Raw genomic sequence first — 15,998 nt, 5'->3', positions numbered from 1 at the left:
TCCCTCTCCCTGTGGGAGAGGGCCGGAGGGAGGGCATCAGGCATTAGCCGTAATCAACGCCCGCTCATTCACCCCGCGCTTCATCACCCGATCTAACACTTCCGCCTCCAGTTCCGCCAGTCGTGCTGACCCCACGCGGCGCGGGCGCGGGATATCCACGCTCAAATCCAGGCCAATTTTCCCTTCTTCTATAAGCAACACGCGATCGGCCATCGCAACGGCTTCGCTGACGTCATGCGTTACCAGCAGTACCGTAAACCCATGTTCCTGCCACAGGGACTCAATCAAGGCCTGCATCTCAATCCGCGTCAGGGCATCGAGCGCGCCGAGCGGCTCATCCAGCAGCAACAGCCCCGGGCGGTGGATCAGCGCACGCGCCAGCGCCACGCGCTGCTTCTGCCCACCGGATAACGCCGCAGGCCATTCACCGGCGCGATCCGCCAGGCCCACGGCGGCCAGCGCCTGCCTTGCCGCCTCCCGCCAGTCACCTTTCAGGCCCAGCCCAACGTTATCGATAACCGTTTTCCACGGCAGCAGGCGCGCGTCCTGAAACATCATGCGGGTATCATCCTGAATATTTGCCAGCGGCGTGGTGCCAGCCAGAATATCGCCGCCGTTTGGCACCTCCAGCCCGGCCAAAAGCCGTAGCAAGGTACTCTTTCCGCCGCCGCTGCGGCCCACTACCGCCACAAACTGTCCGGCGGGAATATGTAAATCCAGTGCGTTCAGAATGGTGTTATCGCCGTAGCGTTTCGTGACGCAGCTGAGCAACAGCGGCGTTCCCTGGTTAAGTCGGGCAGTGTTCATGCTTTAGCCTCCTGAGGGGAATAGGCCGGGTTCCAGCGAAGCCAGCTGCGTTCCAGCCACTGGGCGCTGACGTCGGCGAGTTTGCCGAGCAGGGCGTAAAGAACGATGGCGACCACCACCACGTCCGTTTGCAAAAACTCACGGGCATTCATCGCCAGATAGCCGATGCCGGAGTTGGCAGAAATGGTTTCTGCCACAATCAGCGTCAGCCACATCAGCCCGAGCGCGAAGCGCACGCCAACCATGATTGAGGGCAGGGCACCCGGCAGGATCACATGGGTAAACAGCGCAAAGCCGGATAGCCCATAGCTGCGCGCCATCTCCACCAGACCACGATCGATATTGCGTATGCCATGCCAGGTGTTGATGTAAATCGGGAACAACGTCCCGAGCGCCACGAGGAAAATTTTGGCGCTTTCATCAATGCCAAACCACAGGATCACCAGCGGGATCAGCGCCAGATGCGGCACGTTGCGCAGCATCTGTATCGACGTATCCAGCAAGCGCTCACCCCAGCGCGACAAACCGCTAATCAGCCCAAGCGTCAGGCCGATGCTTCCACCGATTGAGAAGCCGATCACCGCGCGCCATGAGCTGATTGCCAGGTGCTGCCACAGCTCACCGCTCACGCTCAGCGACCAGAACGCTTCGACCACGCCCTCCGGAGAGGGCAAAATGCGGCTGGACAACCAGCCGGCAGACGACGCCAGCTGCCAGACGAGGACAATACCGACGGGTAAAAACCAGGGAGCAGCGCGTAACAGCCATTTTTGCGGGGTGGCAGACATAGCGGCTCCTTAGCTCTGTGCGACGCGGCGCGGAATAAATTCATTCGCTATCGCTTCGCCCTGCGGCTGATGTTGCTGAGGCTGCGGGATCGCCGGAATGGCGACATCCAGATGCGGGAATAACAGCTCGCCGACCTTGTATGCCTCTTCCAGATGCGGATAGCCCGAGAGAATAAAGCTGTCGATACCGAGATCCGCATATTCGTTGATGCGCGCCGCCACGGTCGGGCCATCCCCCACCAGCGCAGTGCCCGCTCCGCCGCGAACCAGGCCAACGCCCGCCCACAGGTTTGGACTGATCTCCAGGTTCTCGCGCTTGCCGTTATGCAGCGAGGCCATGCGGTGCTGCCCGACGGAATCGGTTTTCGCAAACGCCGCCTGTGCTTTTGCGATGGTGGCATCGTCAAGGTGGGATATCAGTTTGTCTGCCGCCTGCCACGCCTCTTCGTTGGTTTCGCGCACAATCACGTGCAGGCGAATACCGAAGCGCACCTGACGGCCATGCGCTGCGGCTTTGGCGCGCACCTGCGCAATCTTTTCTTTTACCAGCTCGGGCGGCTCGCCCCACGTCAGATAGAGATCGACCTGCTCGGCTGCCAGATCCTGCGCGACATCAGACGAGCCGCCGAAATAGAGGGGAGGGCGCGGCTGCTGGATCGGCGGGAAATAGAGCTTCGCGTCGCGAACATGAATATGTTTGCCCTCAAAGGTGACGGTTTCACCTTCGAGCAGGCGTCGCCAGACGCGGGTAAACTCTGCGGAGGCTTCGTAACGCTCGGTATGATCGAGAAATACGCCATCGCCCGCCAGCTCCTGCGGGTCGCTGCCGGTCACCAGGTTAAACAGGGCGCGCCCGTTAGAAAGCCTGTCCAGCGTCGCTGCCTGTCGTGCCGCCACGGTGGGGGAAACCACGCTCGGACGCAGGGCGACCAGGAATTTCAGGCGCTGCGTCACCGGGATCATCGACGCGGCCACCAGCCAGGCATCTTCGCACGAGCGCCCCGTCGGGATCAGCACGCCGGTAAAACCGATTCTGTCCGCGGCCTGCGCAATCTGTTGCAGGTAACCATGGTCAACCGGGCGAGAACCCGCCTCGGTGCCAAGATAGTGCCCATCGCCGTGGGTCGGTAAAAACCAGAAAAGGTTAAGGCTCATGATTTTGCTCCTTCTTTGCCTGCGGGTTGCCAGATACGGTCGCGGATATCCACCTGTTTGGGGACCAGGCGGTTTTGATAGAAGAGGTCAGCGGTCTGCTGCTGGAGAGCGGCGACGTGGGCGTCCACCGGGGCGATGGTGGTGGGCGGCCGATGGTCGAGATAGCTGGCGATCACCGGCTCGGGCAAGCCCATCGATTTCGCCAGCAGGGTGATGCTCTCCTGGCGCTGGCTTTGCGTCAGCGCATCCGCCTGGGTAAAGGTCTCCAGCACGCCCTGTATAAAGGTTCCGTTCTTTTCGGCATACGGGCGTGCCGCCAGGTAAAACGAGCCGGTCTGTTTCAGCGTGGTACCGTCTTTCAGGACGCGCACGCCACCCTGCAGGAGCGCGGCGGAGTAGTACGGGTCCCAGATTGCCCAGGCATCCACGTTTTTCTGCTGGAACGCCGCGCGGGCGTCGGCTGGCGTCAGGTACACTGGCTGGATATCGGCGAACGTAAGTCCAGCCTCCTGCAACGCACGCAACAGCAGGTTGTGCGAGCTGGAACCTTTCTGGAAAGCGACTTTATGTCCTTTGAGGTCGGCGACGCGTTTTATGTCGCTATTTTCCGGCACCAGGATCACTTCGGCTTTAGGCTTGGCGGGTTCAACGCCCACGTACACCAGATCGGCCCCAGCCGCCTGAGCAAAGATCGGGGGGATATCGCCGGTGCTGCCAAGATCGATACTGCCGACGTTAAGCGCCTCCAGCATCTGCGGACCGGCCGGAAACTCCACCCACGAAAAGTGCGTATCCGGGTAGCGTTTTTCCAGCAGCTTATGACTTTTTGCCAGCACCATGCTGACGCTGCCTTTCTGATAGCCGATACGCAGGCTTTCCGGCGCCGTCTCAGCCGCGTGGCTGAGAGAGGAAACGGCCAGCACGCCTGCCAGGCCGAAGCGGGTCAACATTTTACGCATGGGCCACTCCTTGAGATGTCCACGCGGGTACCTGCACATCGCGGCGGTGCAAGGCCTGCCAGAAGGTTTCGAGGGCGCTATCGAGGCGGGTCTGCAGGTTCGGCGTGAACTGCGGTTTATGCTGATAATCGATGACCTGAGAATCGTCGGCGAACACGCCGTGCAGGATCTCCTGGGCCTTCAGGGCGTTCAGCACCGGCTTCAGGGCATAATCCACCGCCAGCAGATGGGCGACCGTTCCCCCTGTCGCCAGCGGCAGCACCACTTTGCCGTCCAGCGCACGTTCGGGCAGCAGGTCGAGCAGGGTTTTCAGTCCACCGGCAAAAGAGGCTTTATAAATCGGCGTCGCGACGATCAATCCGTCTGCGCCCTTAAGTTGCTCGGTCAGAGCAATCAGCGCCGGGCTGTCGAAACGGGCATAAAGCAGATCTTCAGGTTCAAAGTTATGCAGGTTCCAGTGGCACACCTCCACGTCCAGGGCGCTGAGCCTGTCGCGGGCGTACTCCAGCAGGGCGCTGGAACGAGAAGGGAATCGTGGACTTCCGGCCAGGGTAATGACGCGCATGCTTGCTCCTTATAACTAATTGTTTGCTTTTATCTAACATTCATAACAATTTTCAGGAGTGTGACATCGCAGGCTTATTCCACTAAATGATTTATCCGCAATTAAACTGCCGGAAACTGCATAAGAAACGAACGGCGAAGTAAACGATTGCGTTTTAACCCGCTTTTTTTGCGACAGGTCAATTCCCTTTCCGGGCCGGATAGCTGATAATCCCCTCCCGGTTTGCACACCGGGAATCCAGGAGAGTTCATGTACTACCCCTTCGTTCGTAAAGCCCTTTTCCAGCTCGATGCTGAGCGCGCTCATGAATTTACATTCCAGCAGTTACGCCGTATTACCGGAACGCCGCTGGCCGCTCTGGTGCGTCAAAACGTGCCGGAAAAACCTGTGCAATGCATGGGGCTGACATTTAAGAACCCGCTGGGCCTGGCTGCTGGTCTGGATAAAAATGGCGAGTGCATCGATGCCCTGGGCGCGATGGGCTTTGGCGCCATTGAAATCGGTACGGTGACTCCGCGTCCGCAACCGGGTAACGATAAGCCGCGCCTGTTCCGCCTGGTTGAAGCCGAAGGGCTAATCAACCGTATGGGCTTTAATAACCACGGCGTTGATCATCTGGTCGAGAACGTGAAAAAAGCCCATTTCGACGGCGTATTAGGCATCAATATTGGCAAAAATAAAGACACGCCGGTCGAGCAGGGTAAAGATGACTATCTGATTTGTATGGAAAAAGTCTATGCCTATGCCGGATATATTGCGGTCAATATCTCCTCACCCAATACGCCGGGCCTGCGTTCACTGCAATATGGTGAAGCGCTGGACGATCTGCTCAGTGCGATAAAAAATAAACAAAATGCACTCCAGGCGATCCACCATAAATATGTACCGGTGGCGGTGAAGATCGCGCCCGATCTTTCAGTTGAAGAATTGATCCAGGTCGCCGACAGTTTAGTGCGCCATAATATTGATGGCGTCATTGCGACCAATACTACCCTCGATCGTTCTCTGGTTCAGGGAATGAAAAATTGTAACGAAGCGGGTGGGTTAAGCGGGCGTCCGGTACAATTAAAAAGCACTGAAATTATTCGGGCATTGTCTGCTGAATTAAAAGGTCAGCTGCCGATTATTGGCGTGGGCGGTATCGACTCGGTTATTGCGGCACGCGAGAAGATGGCGGCTGGCGCTTCGCTGGTCCAGATTTATTCCGGCTTTATTTTTAAAGGCCCGCAACTGATTAAAGAAATCGTCACGCATATCTAATCTTTTCCCTTTATCAGACAACCAGGGCTTTATTTCCAGCCCTGGTTGTTTTATATTCCCTCGTTGTTGCTTATTTAGACGTTATGGTCTTTTATTAATGTTGATAAAAGCGAGACGGCAAACGAGACATTTTAGAACAGGACGTTCGGGAAGGGGGATAGTCACATGCGAATTAAACCTGACGATAACTGGCGCTGGTATTATTGTGACGAGCACGATCGAATGATGCTCGATTTAGCCAATGGCATGTTATTTCGCTCACGTTTTGCGCGCCGAATGTTAACCCCGGATGCCTTTGATCCGTCAGGATTTTGCGTTGATGATGCCGCGCTGTATTTCTCTTTTGAAGAAAAATGCCGCGATCTGGAACTCTCTAAAGAACAACGCGCTGAGCTGGTGCTAAATGCACTGGTCGCGATCCGTTTCCTGAAACCGCAAATGCCCAAGAGCTGGCATTTTCAGGCGCACGGCATGAGCTGGACGCCAGCCGTGGGTGATGCCGCCAGCGTAAACTTAAGCGATACCGCGGAAGAGGTGAGCCTGCTGGTGGTTGAGCCGGGTGAAAATGCCGCGCTTTGTCTGCTGGCCCAGCCTGGCGTGACCATTGCCGGTCGAGTGATGCAGCTTGGCGATGCGATCAAGGTGATGAATGACAGGCTGAAGCCCCAGCTTCGTGTGGATGCCTTCAGCCTTGAGCAGGCCGTTTAAGCCTCTAACTGTACCGACGTTTTTGGAATACAGCTGCAGCAAAGGATCGTACCGTCATCCCCAATCGCGGATTTCTTCAGACCCTGAACTTCGCCACTCACCAGCTTGATTCGACAACATCCGCAGATGCCCGCCCGACAAGAATACGGCACGCGAATGCCCGCCTGTTCCAGCTGCTCCAGTAACACCTGTTGATTATTGCCACGGATCGCTTTGCCTTCCCAGTGAATATCGACAACCGCGCTTGCCTCTGTGACGACGTCCACGAACGCATCTTCCTGACTCGCACCGTACACTCTGGCAGGCCCACGGGCGAGGATCTCCACCTCGTCACCCACGCGGATCACACCGCTCGCGCGAGGGATCAGGTTCTGGCCGAAATCAACATCGCCGTTATCCTGGGCGGTACGGAACGACTGCAGTGTTTTCAGCGGTTCGCCGGAAGGATGCTTCTGGCCTTTCTCCGGGCTGACGGTGGTGAAGATACAGCGGCTGCACGGCTTCACCACGTCAAAAATGACGCTGCCGATACGGATCGTTTTCCAGGTGTCTTCTTCCCAGGCATCTGCTCCGGTTACGACCAGATTGGGGCGGAACTGCTCCATCTGGACGCTGGCGCGACAGCGGCTCTGCAGATCGCGCAGCGAGGCTTCGTTTGTCAGCAGGTAAGGAAAACCGTCGGCAAAGGAGAGGGGAACCGCATCGTGGCGCTTAACGCGGCGCGTTAGCGCCGGGCCCACCCAGCGCAACTGGACGTCGCGAGAGAAGTACCCGGTTAGCCAGCGGTTAATCTCGTCCGGAGCAATGCGTGCTGTAAAATGATTCCCCCACACTTCCGTTGGCGCGTCGACTGGCGCAAAATCGGCAAAGCGGATCACCGCGCTGGCACCGTCCGGTGCGGTCAGGTGCAGGCCGTCATGCAGCGGCGAAGGGGTAAAGCGAACCATTTGCGGGAACTGGCGCGCGGTGATGAACGTACCGTCAGGCTCGGTGACCATAAAAATACGATCGAAGGCAAAACCGCTCATGTCAGCGAGCGCGTGAGACACGCCAATCCCGCGCATGGATTTCACCGGATGAATAAAAAGCCTGGATAACGTTGCCACCGCACACTCCTGCAAATGAAAATAAGCCTTCAACTTTATGACATACACGCCATATTAGCTATAATGCGCGACAATTTTCTAAGAGTAAAAGTGACGATATGAATTCTCTGTTTGCCAGTACGGCCCGTGGGCTGGAAGAGCTGTTAAAAACTGAACTGGAAGCCTTAGGCGCGCAAGCGTGTCAGGTGGTTCAGGGTGGTGTCCATTTCGAGGGCGACACGCGGCTTATTTACCAGAGCCTGATGTGGAGCCGTCTGGCGTCGCGCATCATGCTGCCGATGAAAGAGTGCAAGGTCTACAGCGATCTCGACCTCTATACCGGCGTTCAGATGATCGACTGGACAGAGATCTTCTCCCCTGACGCAACCTTTGCGGTGCACTTTAACGGCGTCAACGATGAGATCCGCAACAGCCAGTACGGTGCCCTGCGCGTGAAAGACGCCATCGTGGACTGTTTCACCCGTAAAAATAAGGAACGTCCGAACGTCGATCGTGAAAATCCCGATTTGCGGATCAACGTCTGGCTCAATGGCGACACCGCCAGCATCTCTCTCGATCTGAGCGGAGCGGGCTTACACCTGCGCGGCTACCGCGACAGCACCGGTATGGCACCCATTAAAGAAACCCTCGCCGCCGCCATTGTTATGCGCTCTGGGTGGCAACCGGGTACCCCGCTGCTCGATCCGATGTGCGGTTCCGGTACGCTGCTGATTGAAGCGGCCATGCTGGCAACCGACCGTGCGCCAGGGCTGCACCGCGGCCACTGGGGCTTCAAAGGGTGGGCACAGCACGACGAGGCGATCTGGAAAGAGGTGAAAGCCGATGCGCAGACCCGTGCGCGTAAAGGCCTGGCAGAATACACCTCCCATTTCTACGGCTCTGACAGCGACGCACGCGTTATTGAACGCGCGCGCAGCAACGCCCGCCGTGCAGGTATCGGCGAGCTGGTGACCTTCGAGGTAAAAGACGTTGCCAACCTGACCAATCCGCTGCCAAAAGGCCCGTACGGCACCGTTATCAGCAACCCGCCATACGGTGAGCGCCTTGACAGCGAACCGGCGCTGATTGCCCTGCACAGCCTGCTCGGTCGCAACATGAAAGACCACTTCGGCGGCTGGAACCTGTCGCTGTTTAGCGCCTCGCCTGAGCTGTTAAGCTGCCTGCAGCTGCGTGCCGATCGCCAGTTTAAGGCCAAAAACGGTCCGCTGGATTGTGTGCAGAAAAACTACCATCTGGCAGAGAAAACGGCGGACAGCAAGCCTTCCGGCGTGGCGGAAGATTACGCCAACCGTCTGCGTAAAAACCTGAAGAAGTTTGAAAAGTGGGCGAAACAGGAAGGCATTGAATGTTATCGCCTGTACGATGCCGATCTGCCGGAATATAACGTCGCGGTAGACCGCTATGCGGACTGGGTAGTCGTTCAGGAATATGCCCCGCCTAAAACTGTTGATGCACAGAAAGCGCGTCAGCGTATGCTGGACGTGATCGCGGCGACCATCAGCGTGCTGGGTATTGCCCCTAACAAGCTGGTCCTCAAAACCCGCGAGCGCCAGAAGGGTAAAAATCAGTACCAGAAGATGAATGAGAAGGGTGATTTTATCGAAGTGGGTGAATACAACGCCCGTCTTTGGGTCAACCTGACCGACTATCTTGATACCGGGCTGTTCCTCGATCACCGTATTGCCCGTCGTATGCTGGGCCAGATGAGCAAAGGTAAGGACTTCCTGAACCTGTTCTCCTACACCGGCAGTGCCAGCGTCCATGCTGGCCTGGGCGGGGCGCGCAGCACGACCACCGTCGACATGTCTCGCACCTATCTGGAATGGGCGGAGCGAAACTTACGCCTGAACGGTTTGACCGGGCGTCAGCATCGTCTGATGCAGGCCGACGTGCTGGGCTGGCTGCGCGACACCCATGAACAGTTCGATCTGATCTTTATCGATCCCCCAACGTTCTCTAACTCCAAGCGTATGGAAGATAGCTTTGATGTTCAACGCGATCACCTGCGCCTGATGACCGACCTGAAACGCCTCCTGCGCAAGGGCGGCACCATTATGTTCTCGAATAACAAACGCGGATTCCGCATGGATCACGACGGCCTGGCCGCTCTGGGACTGAAAGCACAAGAAATCAGTCAAAAAACGCTGTCTCAGGACTTCGCCCGTAATCGTCAGATCCATAACTGCTGGTTAATCTCCGCGGTCTGAAAGGAAAATTAAATGTCACTAATTAGTATGCATGGCGCCTGGCTGTCCTTCAGCGATGCGCCTCTTCTCGACGATACTGAACTGCATATCGAAGATAACGAGCGCGTTTGTCTGGTAGGCCGTAACGGCGCGGGTAAATCCACGCTGATGAAGATCTTAAACCGTGAGCAGGGTCTGGATGACGGACGCATCGTTTACGAGCAGGATCTGATTGTTTCCCGCCTGCAGCAGGATCCACCGCGTAACGTGGCGGGGACCGTGTACGACTTCGTCGCGGAAGGGATCTCTGAACAGGCTGAATACCTGAAGGGCTATCACGAAATTTCGCATCTGGTGATGACCGATCCGAGCGAGAAAAACCTGAATGAGATGGCGCGCCTGCAGGAGCTGCTGGATCACCACGGGCTGTGGCAGCTTGAAAGCCGTATTACCGAAGTGCTGGATCAGTTAGGTCTGGATGCGGACATGGAACTGGCGTCGCTCTCCGGTGGCTGGCTGCGTAAAGCGGCGCTCGGCCGCGCGCTGGTCAGCGGCCCGAAAGTACTGCTGCTGGACGAACCGACCAACCACCTGGATATCGAAGCCATCGACTGGCTGGAAGGGTTCCTGAAAACCTTCAACGGCACGATCATCTTCATCTCGCACGACCGTTCGTTTATTCGCAATATGGCCACCCGCATTGTCGATCTCGATCGCGGAAAGCTGGTGACCTATCCTGGCGATTACGATACCTATCTGCTGGAAAAAGAAGAAAACCTGCGCGTTGAGGAGCTGCAAAACGCCGAGTTCGACCGCAAGCTGGCGCAGGAAGAGGTCTGGATCCGCCAGGGCATTAAAGCCCGTCGTACCCGTAACGAAGGCCGCGTGCGCGCGCTGAAAGCGATGCGCAACGAGCGCAGCGCCCGCCGTGAAGTGATGGGCAGCGCGAAGATGCAGGTAGAAGAAGCTTCCCGCTCAGGCAAGATTGTGTTCGAGATGGAAGATGTCAATTACCAGGTCGACGGCAAAGTTCTGGTGAAAGATTTCTCCGCGCAGGTACAACGTGGCGACAAAATCGCGCTTATCGGCCCGAACGGTTGCGGTAAAACCACGCTGCTGAAGCTGATGCTCGGCCAGCTACAGGCTGACAGCGGCCGCGTGCACTGCGGTACTAAGCTGGAAGTGGCCTATTTCGACCAGCACCGCGCGGAGCTGGATCCGGACAGAACGGTGATGGATAACCTTGCCGAAGGTAAGCAGGAAGTGATGGTTAACGGCAAGCCGCGCCACGTGCTGGGCTACCTGCAGGACTTCCTGTTCCACCCTAAACGGGCGATGACGCCGGTACGCGCGCTATCCGGTGGGGAACGAAATCGTCTCCTGCTTGCACGTTTGTTCCTGAAACCGAGCAATCTGTTAATTCTCGATGAACCGACCAACGATCTGGATGTCGAAACGCTGGAACTGCTGGAAGAGTTGATCGACGGCTATCAGGGCACCGTCATGCTGGTGAGCCACGATCGTCAGTTCGTTGATAACACCGTTACCGAATGCTGGATCTTCGAAGGCGAAGGCCGCATTGGTCAGTACGTGGGCGGGTATCACGATGCGCGTGGACAGCAGACGCAGTCCCTGGCGCTAAAACAGGCGAAATCCAGAAACGTACCAGAACCTGCTGTCGCGAAAGCAGAAAGTGCAAAAAAATCACCTGCTAAAATGAGCTATAACCTGCAGCGCGAGCTGGAAGCATTGCCGCAGCGTCTTGAAGAGCTGGAAGCGGCGCTTGAAGCGCTGCAAACCCAGGTGGCGGATGCCTCCTTCTTTACGCAGCCTCACGACTATACTCAGAAAGTACTGGCAGACCTGTCCCAGGCAGAGAAGGCGCTGGAAGAGGCGTTTGAGCGCTGGGAATACCTTGAATCACTGAAAAACGGCGCATAACAGGGATCAACAATGTGTGACCAGCACCATGCCGACCGACATATATTATGTTCGCAATGCGATATGCTCGTGGCGATACCAGAGCTGGGTCACGGACATAAGGCGACGTGCCCGCGCTGCGGAGCAACCTTAACGACGGAGTGGGACGCGCCAAGGCAGCGTCCTACCGCCTACGCTATTGTCGCGCTGTTCATGCTGGTGCTCTCGAATCTCTTCCCCTTCATTTATATGAAGGTGGGAGGGATGACCAGCCAGGTCAAATTACTTGAAATACCGGGGGTGATGTTCACCGAAGATTACGCCAGCCTCGGTACCTTCTTTCTGTTATTCGTCCAAATCGTTCCGGCGTTTTGCCTGATCGCCATCCTGCTTCTGGTCAACCGCGTCCGGATGCCCACGCCCGTTAAAATCAGGCTCGCGCGAACCCTGTTCCTGCTGAAAAGCTGGGGAATGGCAGAGATTTTTCTGGCGGGGATCCTGGTGAGCTTTGTGAAGCTGATGGCCTACGGCGACGTCGGGATTGGCAGCAGCTTTATTCCCTGGTGTCTCTATTGTGTGCTGCAGCTGCGTGCGTTTCAGTGCGTGGACCGACGCTGGACGTGGGACGACATCGCGCCTGCTCCCACCCTTAACCAGACGGTTAAGGTGGGCGTGCCGGGTATCCGCCAGGGGCTGCGCTCCTGCTCTTGCTGTACTGCCGTGCTGCTGGCCGATCGGGAAGTGTGCCCGCGCTGTGGAACGACGGGGCACGTGCGGCGTAAAAATAGCCTGCAGTGGACCATGGCGCTGCTGTTGACGTCGATCATGCTCTATCTGCCCGCCAATATTTTGCCGATCATGATTACCGATCTGCTCGGTGACAAAATGCCCTCGACAATCCTTGCCGGGGTCATTTTGCTGTGGGGGGAGGGGTCCTACCCCGTTGCTGGCGTGATATTCATTGCCAGTATTATGGTGCCCACCTTAAAGATGATCGCCATCGCCTGGCTGTGCTGGGATGCGAAAGGGCACGGCAAGCGCGACAGCGAACGTATGCACCTGATTTATGAAGTGGTGGAGTTCGTCGGGCGCTGGTCAATGATCGATGTCTTTGTGATTGCGGTGCTCTCTGCGCTGGTGCGTATGGGGGGACTCATGAGTATTTATCCCGCGCTGGGCGCGCTAATGTTTGCGTTGGTCGTGATTATGACCATGTTTGCGGCCATGACCTTCGACCCTCGTTTATCGTGGGATCGTGAGCCAGATTCAAGCCATGAGGAAGAGTTAGAGCATGGAAAATAAGAGTGGAGAGGCGAAAGTGCGCAAGGTCAAGAACTGGTCGCCGGTGTGGATTTTCCCCATCGTGACCGCGCTGATCGGGGCATGGATCCTGTTTTATCATTACAGCCATCAGGGACCGGAAGTTACGCTTATCACCACTAACGCGGAAGGCATTGAGGGCGGGAAAACCACCATCAAAAGCCGCAGCGTGGACGTCGGTGTGGTAGAGAGCGCGACGCTGACGGATGATTTAACGCACGTTGAAATCAAGGCGCGCTTACATGCCGGGATGGAGAAGCTGCTTCATAATGACTCCGTATTCTGGGTGGTTAAACCCCAGGTCGGACGAGAAGGGATCAGCGGTTTAGGCACGCTGTTGTCCGGCGCCTATATTGAGCTGCAGCCGGGGAGCAAAGGCACCCAGCCTGCCCAGTATCAGCTGTTAGACTCACCGCCGCTTGCGCCACCGGATGCAAAAGGGATTCGCGTCATCCTCGACAGCAAAAAAGCCGGGCAGCTTTCGCCTGGCGACCCGGTATTGTTCCGGGGCTATCGCGTTGGCTCAGTTGAAACCAGCACCTTCGACCCGCAAAAACGAGCCATCAGCTATCAGCTGTTTATTAATGCGCCAAACGATCGTCTGGTGACCAGCAACGTTCGTTTCTGGAAGGACAGCGGGATCGCCGTGGATCTGACCTCTGCCGGAATGCGCGTTGAAATGGGATCCCTGACCACGCTCTTTGGCGGCGGTGTGAGCTTCGATGTGCCAGAAGGGATCGACATCGGCCAGCCCGTTGCTGAGAAAACCGCCTTCAGGCTCTTTGACGATCAGAAAAGCATTCAGGATGCGCTCTATACCGATCACATCGACTACCTGATGTTCTTCAAAGATTCCGTTCGTGGCCTGCAGCCGGGTGCGCCAGTTGAGTTCCGTGGGATCCGCCTGGGTACGGTCGGACAGGTGCCGTTCTTCGTTCCGGGCCTGCGTCAGGTGCTGGACGACGATTACCGCATTCCGGTGCTGATTCGCATTGAGCCAGAGCGTCTCATTAACCAGATCGGCGAAAATCAGGATATCGGCGCGCATATCACCGAGCTGATGAACCGGGGGCTGCGCGGCTCGCTGAAGACCGGCAACCTGGTGACGGGCGCGCTGTATGTCGATATGGATTTCTATCCAAAAGCACCTGCCATCACCGGCCAGCGCGAATTTGGCGGCTACAAAATCATTCCAACGGTCAGCAGTGGTCTGGCACAGATCCAGCAGCGTCTGATGGATACGCTGGATAAGATTAACAATCTGCCGTTGAACCCAATGATTGAAGCGGCGACCAACTCGCTGAGTCAGAGCCAGGCGACCATGCGCCGTCTGCAGACCACGCTTGATAATATCAACAAGATCACTGCAAGCCAGTCTATGCAGCAGCTGCCGCAGGACATGCAGAAAACGCTGCGTGAATTGAATCGCAGCATGCAGGGCTTCCAGCCGGGATCGGCGGCCTACAATAAGATGGTGGCCGATATGCAGCGTCTTGATCAGGTGTTGCGTGAACTCCAGCCGGTTCTGAAAACGCTCAACGAGAAGAGCAACGCGCTGGTGTTTGAAGCGAAAGATAAAAAGGATCCTGAGCCTAAGAGGGCGAAACAATGAAAAAATGGCTGGTAATTGTCGGAGCGCTGGTATTAACGGCCTGTAGCTCGGGGAGTGAAAATAAAAGTTACTATCAGCTGCCGTTGAACGCCCAGTCGGGCGCGCAAAGCAGCGCTTCACAGGGTAACCGTCTGCTGTGGGTAGAACAGGTAGCGGTTCCGGATTATCTGGCGGGTAATGGCGTGGTGTACCAGACCAGCGATGTCCAGTACGTGATTGCCAACAATAATCTGTGGGCCAGCCCGCTGGATCAGCAGCTGCGTAACACGCTGGTGGCGAATCTGAGCAGCCAGCTTCCCGGATGGATTGTCGCGTCTCAGCCGTTGGGAAGCGATCAGGATACGCTGAACGTCACGGTAACGGGCTTCCATGGCCGTTATGACGGTGCCGTGGTGATCAGTGGCGAATGGCTTCTGAATCACCAGGGACAGCTGATTAAGCGCCCGTTCCATCTGGAAATGAAGCAGCAAAAAGATGGTTATGATGAGATGGTGAAAGTGCTGGCCCAGGGCTGGGCACAGGAATCGGCGGCTATCGCGCGCGAGATCGCCCGGCTTCCATAAGTAAAATTCATAATCAAAAACCGCCGTCAGCCATCCGCTAACGGCGGTTTTTTTTTCGGTTTACCATCAGGTTGTTACTTGTCCTTCATCACATTTTTTGTACAAATGAACTTCCGTATAGTTCACAAATATGACATCCGTATGAATTTTGACCGTTGACGCAGAAGATGATTCGGGTTATTCGTTTACTGTGCTTGCATACGTTGCAACCACTGTTTTCTTTCCACCAGACAAAAGAATGAGGGAAACGAGGCATGAAGAGACAGAAACGAGATCGCCTGGAAAGGGCTCATCAACGTGGTTATCAGGCTGGCATCGCCGGACGTTCAAAAGAAATGTGTCCCTATCAAACCTTGAATCAGAGGTCGCAATGGTTAGGGGGCTGGCGAGAAGCCATCGGAGACAGGGCAGTACTTGCTTGATAGCGTCTCTTTAAAAAAGAAACCTCCGCACTGCGGAGGTTTCGCCTTTCTGGGGAGTGCTACAACGCGTTAATCAGAACGCGGAGGTGTCCTGGAACAGACCCACTTTCAGATCGCTCGCGGAGTAGATCAGACGACCGTCTACCAGCACTTCGCCATCCGCCAGGCCCATGATCAGGCGACGGTTAACAATACGTTTGAAGTGAATACGGTAAGTCACTTTCTTCGCAGTAGGCAGAACCTGGCCGGTGAATTTCACTTCGCCCACGCCCAACGCGCGGCCTTTACCTTCGCCACCCAGCCAACCCAGGTAGAAGCCAACCAGCTGCCACATAGCGTCCAGGCCCAGGCAGCCAGGCATTACCGGATCGCCAATAAAGTGGCAACCGAAGAACCACAGGTCCGGGTTGATATCGAGTTCCGCTTCAACATAACCTTTATCAAAGTTGCCGCCGGTTTCGGTCATTTTCACGACACGATCCATCATCAGCATGCTTGGGGCCGGTAACTGCGGGCCGTTAGCGCCAAACAGTTCACCACGACCAGAGGCAAGAAGGTCTTCTTTTGTATAGGATTCGCGTTTATCTACCATGTTCTCAGTAAGCCTTATTTTAGTGAAGCACGCAG

Annotated in this window: 15 protein-coding genes; 8 read left to right on the top strand and 7 right to left on the bottom strand. The window is 56.4% G+C overall.

Annotated elements, in window-relative coordinates:
• Positions 1-36: 36 nt before the first annotated feature.
• The 5 genes from ssuB to ssuE are packed head-to-tail and all read right to left on the bottom strand — an operon-like array spanning position 37 to position 4,274.
• The gene (gene ssuB, locus FFS28_RS04845; RefSeq protein WP_137848938.1) at positions 37-807 is read right to left on the bottom strand and encodes an aliphatic sulfonates ABC transporter ATP-binding protein; all 771 of its coding nucleotides are present in this window, start codon (positions 805-807) and stop codon (positions 37-39) included.
• Positions 804-1,595: an aliphatic sulfonate ABC transporter permease SsuC gene (ssuC, locus tag FFS28_RS04840; protein ID WP_088207555.1), complete on the bottom strand. Its 792-nt coding sequence runs from the start codon at positions 1,593-1,595 to the stop codon at positions 804-806. The genes ssuB and ssuC overlap by 4 nt, the downstream gene beginning before the upstream one ends.
• A 9-nt stretch (positions 1,596-1,604) precedes the next feature.
• The gene (ssuD, locus tag FFS28_RS04835; RefSeq protein WP_137848937.1) at positions 1,605-2,750 is read right to left on the bottom strand and encodes an FMNH2-dependent alkanesulfonate monooxygenase; all 1,146 of its coding nucleotides are present in this window, start codon (positions 2,748-2,750) and stop codon (positions 1,605-1,607) included.
• Positions 2,747-3,709: a sulfonate ABC transporter substrate-binding protein gene (locus tag FFS28_RS04830; RefSeq protein WP_137848936.1), complete on the bottom strand. Its 963-nt coding sequence runs from the start codon at positions 3,707-3,709 to the stop codon at positions 2,747-2,749. The genes ssuD and FFS28_RS04830 overlap by 4 nt, the downstream gene beginning before the upstream one ends.
• Complete coding sequence (gene ssuE / locus FFS28_RS04825) at positions 3,702-4,274, bottom strand: NADPH-dependent FMN reductase (protein ID WP_137848935.1); 573 nt, start codon at positions 4,272-4,274, stop codon at positions 3,702-3,704. The genes FFS28_RS04830 and ssuE overlap by 8 nt, the downstream gene beginning before the upstream one ends.
• Positions 4,275-4,523: 249 nt before the next feature.
• On the opposite strand from ssuE, the gene pyrD reads away from it, so the two are divergent.
• Both pyrD and zapC read left to right on the top strand, forming a co-directional pair.
• Positions 4,524-5,534 carry a quinone-dependent dihydroorotate dehydrogenase gene (gene pyrD, locus FFS28_RS04820; RefSeq protein ID WP_058609212.1) on the top strand — a complete coding sequence of 337 codons (1,011 nt, stop codon included), beginning with the start codon at positions 4,524-4,526 and terminating at the stop codon, positions 5,532-5,534.
• A 165-nt stretch (positions 5,535-5,699) separates the two neighbouring features.
• Entirely contained in the window at positions 5,700-6,242 is a 543-nt protein-coding gene (zapC, locus tag FFS28_RS04815; RefSeq protein WP_137848934.1) for a cell division protein ZapC, read from the top strand.
• Here the strand turns inward: zapC and FFS28_RS04810 are convergent.
• Positions 6,239-7,348, bottom strand: coding sequence for a YcbX family protein (locus FFS28_RS04810; RefSeq protein ID WP_137848933.1), 1,110 nt, complete (start codon positions 7,346-7,348; stop codon positions 6,239-6,241). The two genes, zapC and FFS28_RS04810, sit on opposite strands and share 4 nt — an antisense overlap.
• A 98-nt stretch (positions 7,349-7,446) precedes the next feature.
• Between FFS28_RS04810 and rlmKL the strand changes: the two genes are divergently transcribed.
• The 6 genes from rlmKL to rmf all read left to right on the top strand — a co-directional run bounded on the left by rlmKL (position 7,447) and on the right by rmf (position 15,371).
• Positions 7,447-9,555 (top strand): bifunctional 23S rRNA (guanine(2069)-N(7))-methyltransferase RlmK/23S rRNA (guanine(2445)-N(2))-methyltransferase RlmL, encoded by a 2,109-nt coding sequence (gene rlmKL / locus FFS28_RS04805; protein ID WP_006174528.1) that lies wholly within the window; start codon positions 7,447-7,449, stop codon positions 9,553-9,555.
• A 12-nt stretch (positions 9,556-9,567) separates the two neighbouring features.
• Positions 9,568-11,475 (top strand): ABC transporter ATP-binding protein, encoded by a 1,908-nt coding sequence (locus tag FFS28_RS04800; protein WP_137848932.1) that lies wholly within the window; start codon positions 9,568-9,570, stop codon positions 11,473-11,475.
• Positions 11,476-11,487: 12 nt separating this feature from the next.
• A complete protein-coding gene (gene pqiA, locus FFS28_RS04795) occupies positions 11,488-12,756 on the top strand; it encodes a membrane integrity-associated transporter subunit PqiA (protein ID WP_137848931.1) in 1,269 nt (422 codons plus the stop codon).
• On the top strand, positions 12,746-14,386 hold the full coding sequence (gene pqiB / locus FFS28_RS04790) for an intermembrane transport protein PqiB (protein WP_137848930.1): 1,641 nt from the start codon (positions 12,746-12,748) through the stop codon (positions 14,384-14,386). Before pqiA ends, pqiB begins: the two co-directional genes overlap by 11 nt.
• Positions 14,383-14,949, top strand: a complete 567-nt coding sequence (pqiC, locus tag FFS28_RS04785; protein ID WP_137848929.1) for a membrane integrity-associated transporter subunit PqiC — start codon at positions 14,383-14,385, stop codon at positions 14,947-14,949. The genes pqiB and pqiC overlap by 4 nt, the downstream gene beginning before the upstream one ends.
• A gap of 254 nt (positions 14,950-15,203) precedes the next feature.
• A complete protein-coding gene (gene rmf, locus FFS28_RS04780; protein WP_010429337.1) occupies positions 15,204-15,371 on the top strand; it encodes a ribosome modulation factor in 168 nt (55 codons plus the stop codon).
• A gap of 73 nt (positions 15,372-15,444) precedes the next feature.
• Here the strand turns inward: rmf and fabA are convergent, their stop codons facing one another.
• Positions 15,445-15,963: a 3-hydroxyacyl-[acyl-carrier-protein] dehydratase FabA gene (gene fabA / locus FFS28_RS04775; RefSeq protein ID WP_006174537.1), complete on the bottom strand. Its 519-nt coding sequence runs from the start codon at positions 15,961-15,963 to the stop codon at positions 15,445-15,447.
• Between the last annotated feature and the right edge of the window lie 35 nt (positions 15,964-15,998).

Origin of the sequence: Enterobacter sp. 2VL (assembly GCF_005503595.1) — a bacterium.
Taxonomy (GTDB): domain Bacteria; phylum Pseudomonadota; class Gammaproteobacteria; order Enterobacterales; family Enterobacteriaceae; genus Enterobacter; species Enterobacter cancerogenus.
This window is presented reverse-complemented; position numbering and strand designations above follow the sequence as displayed.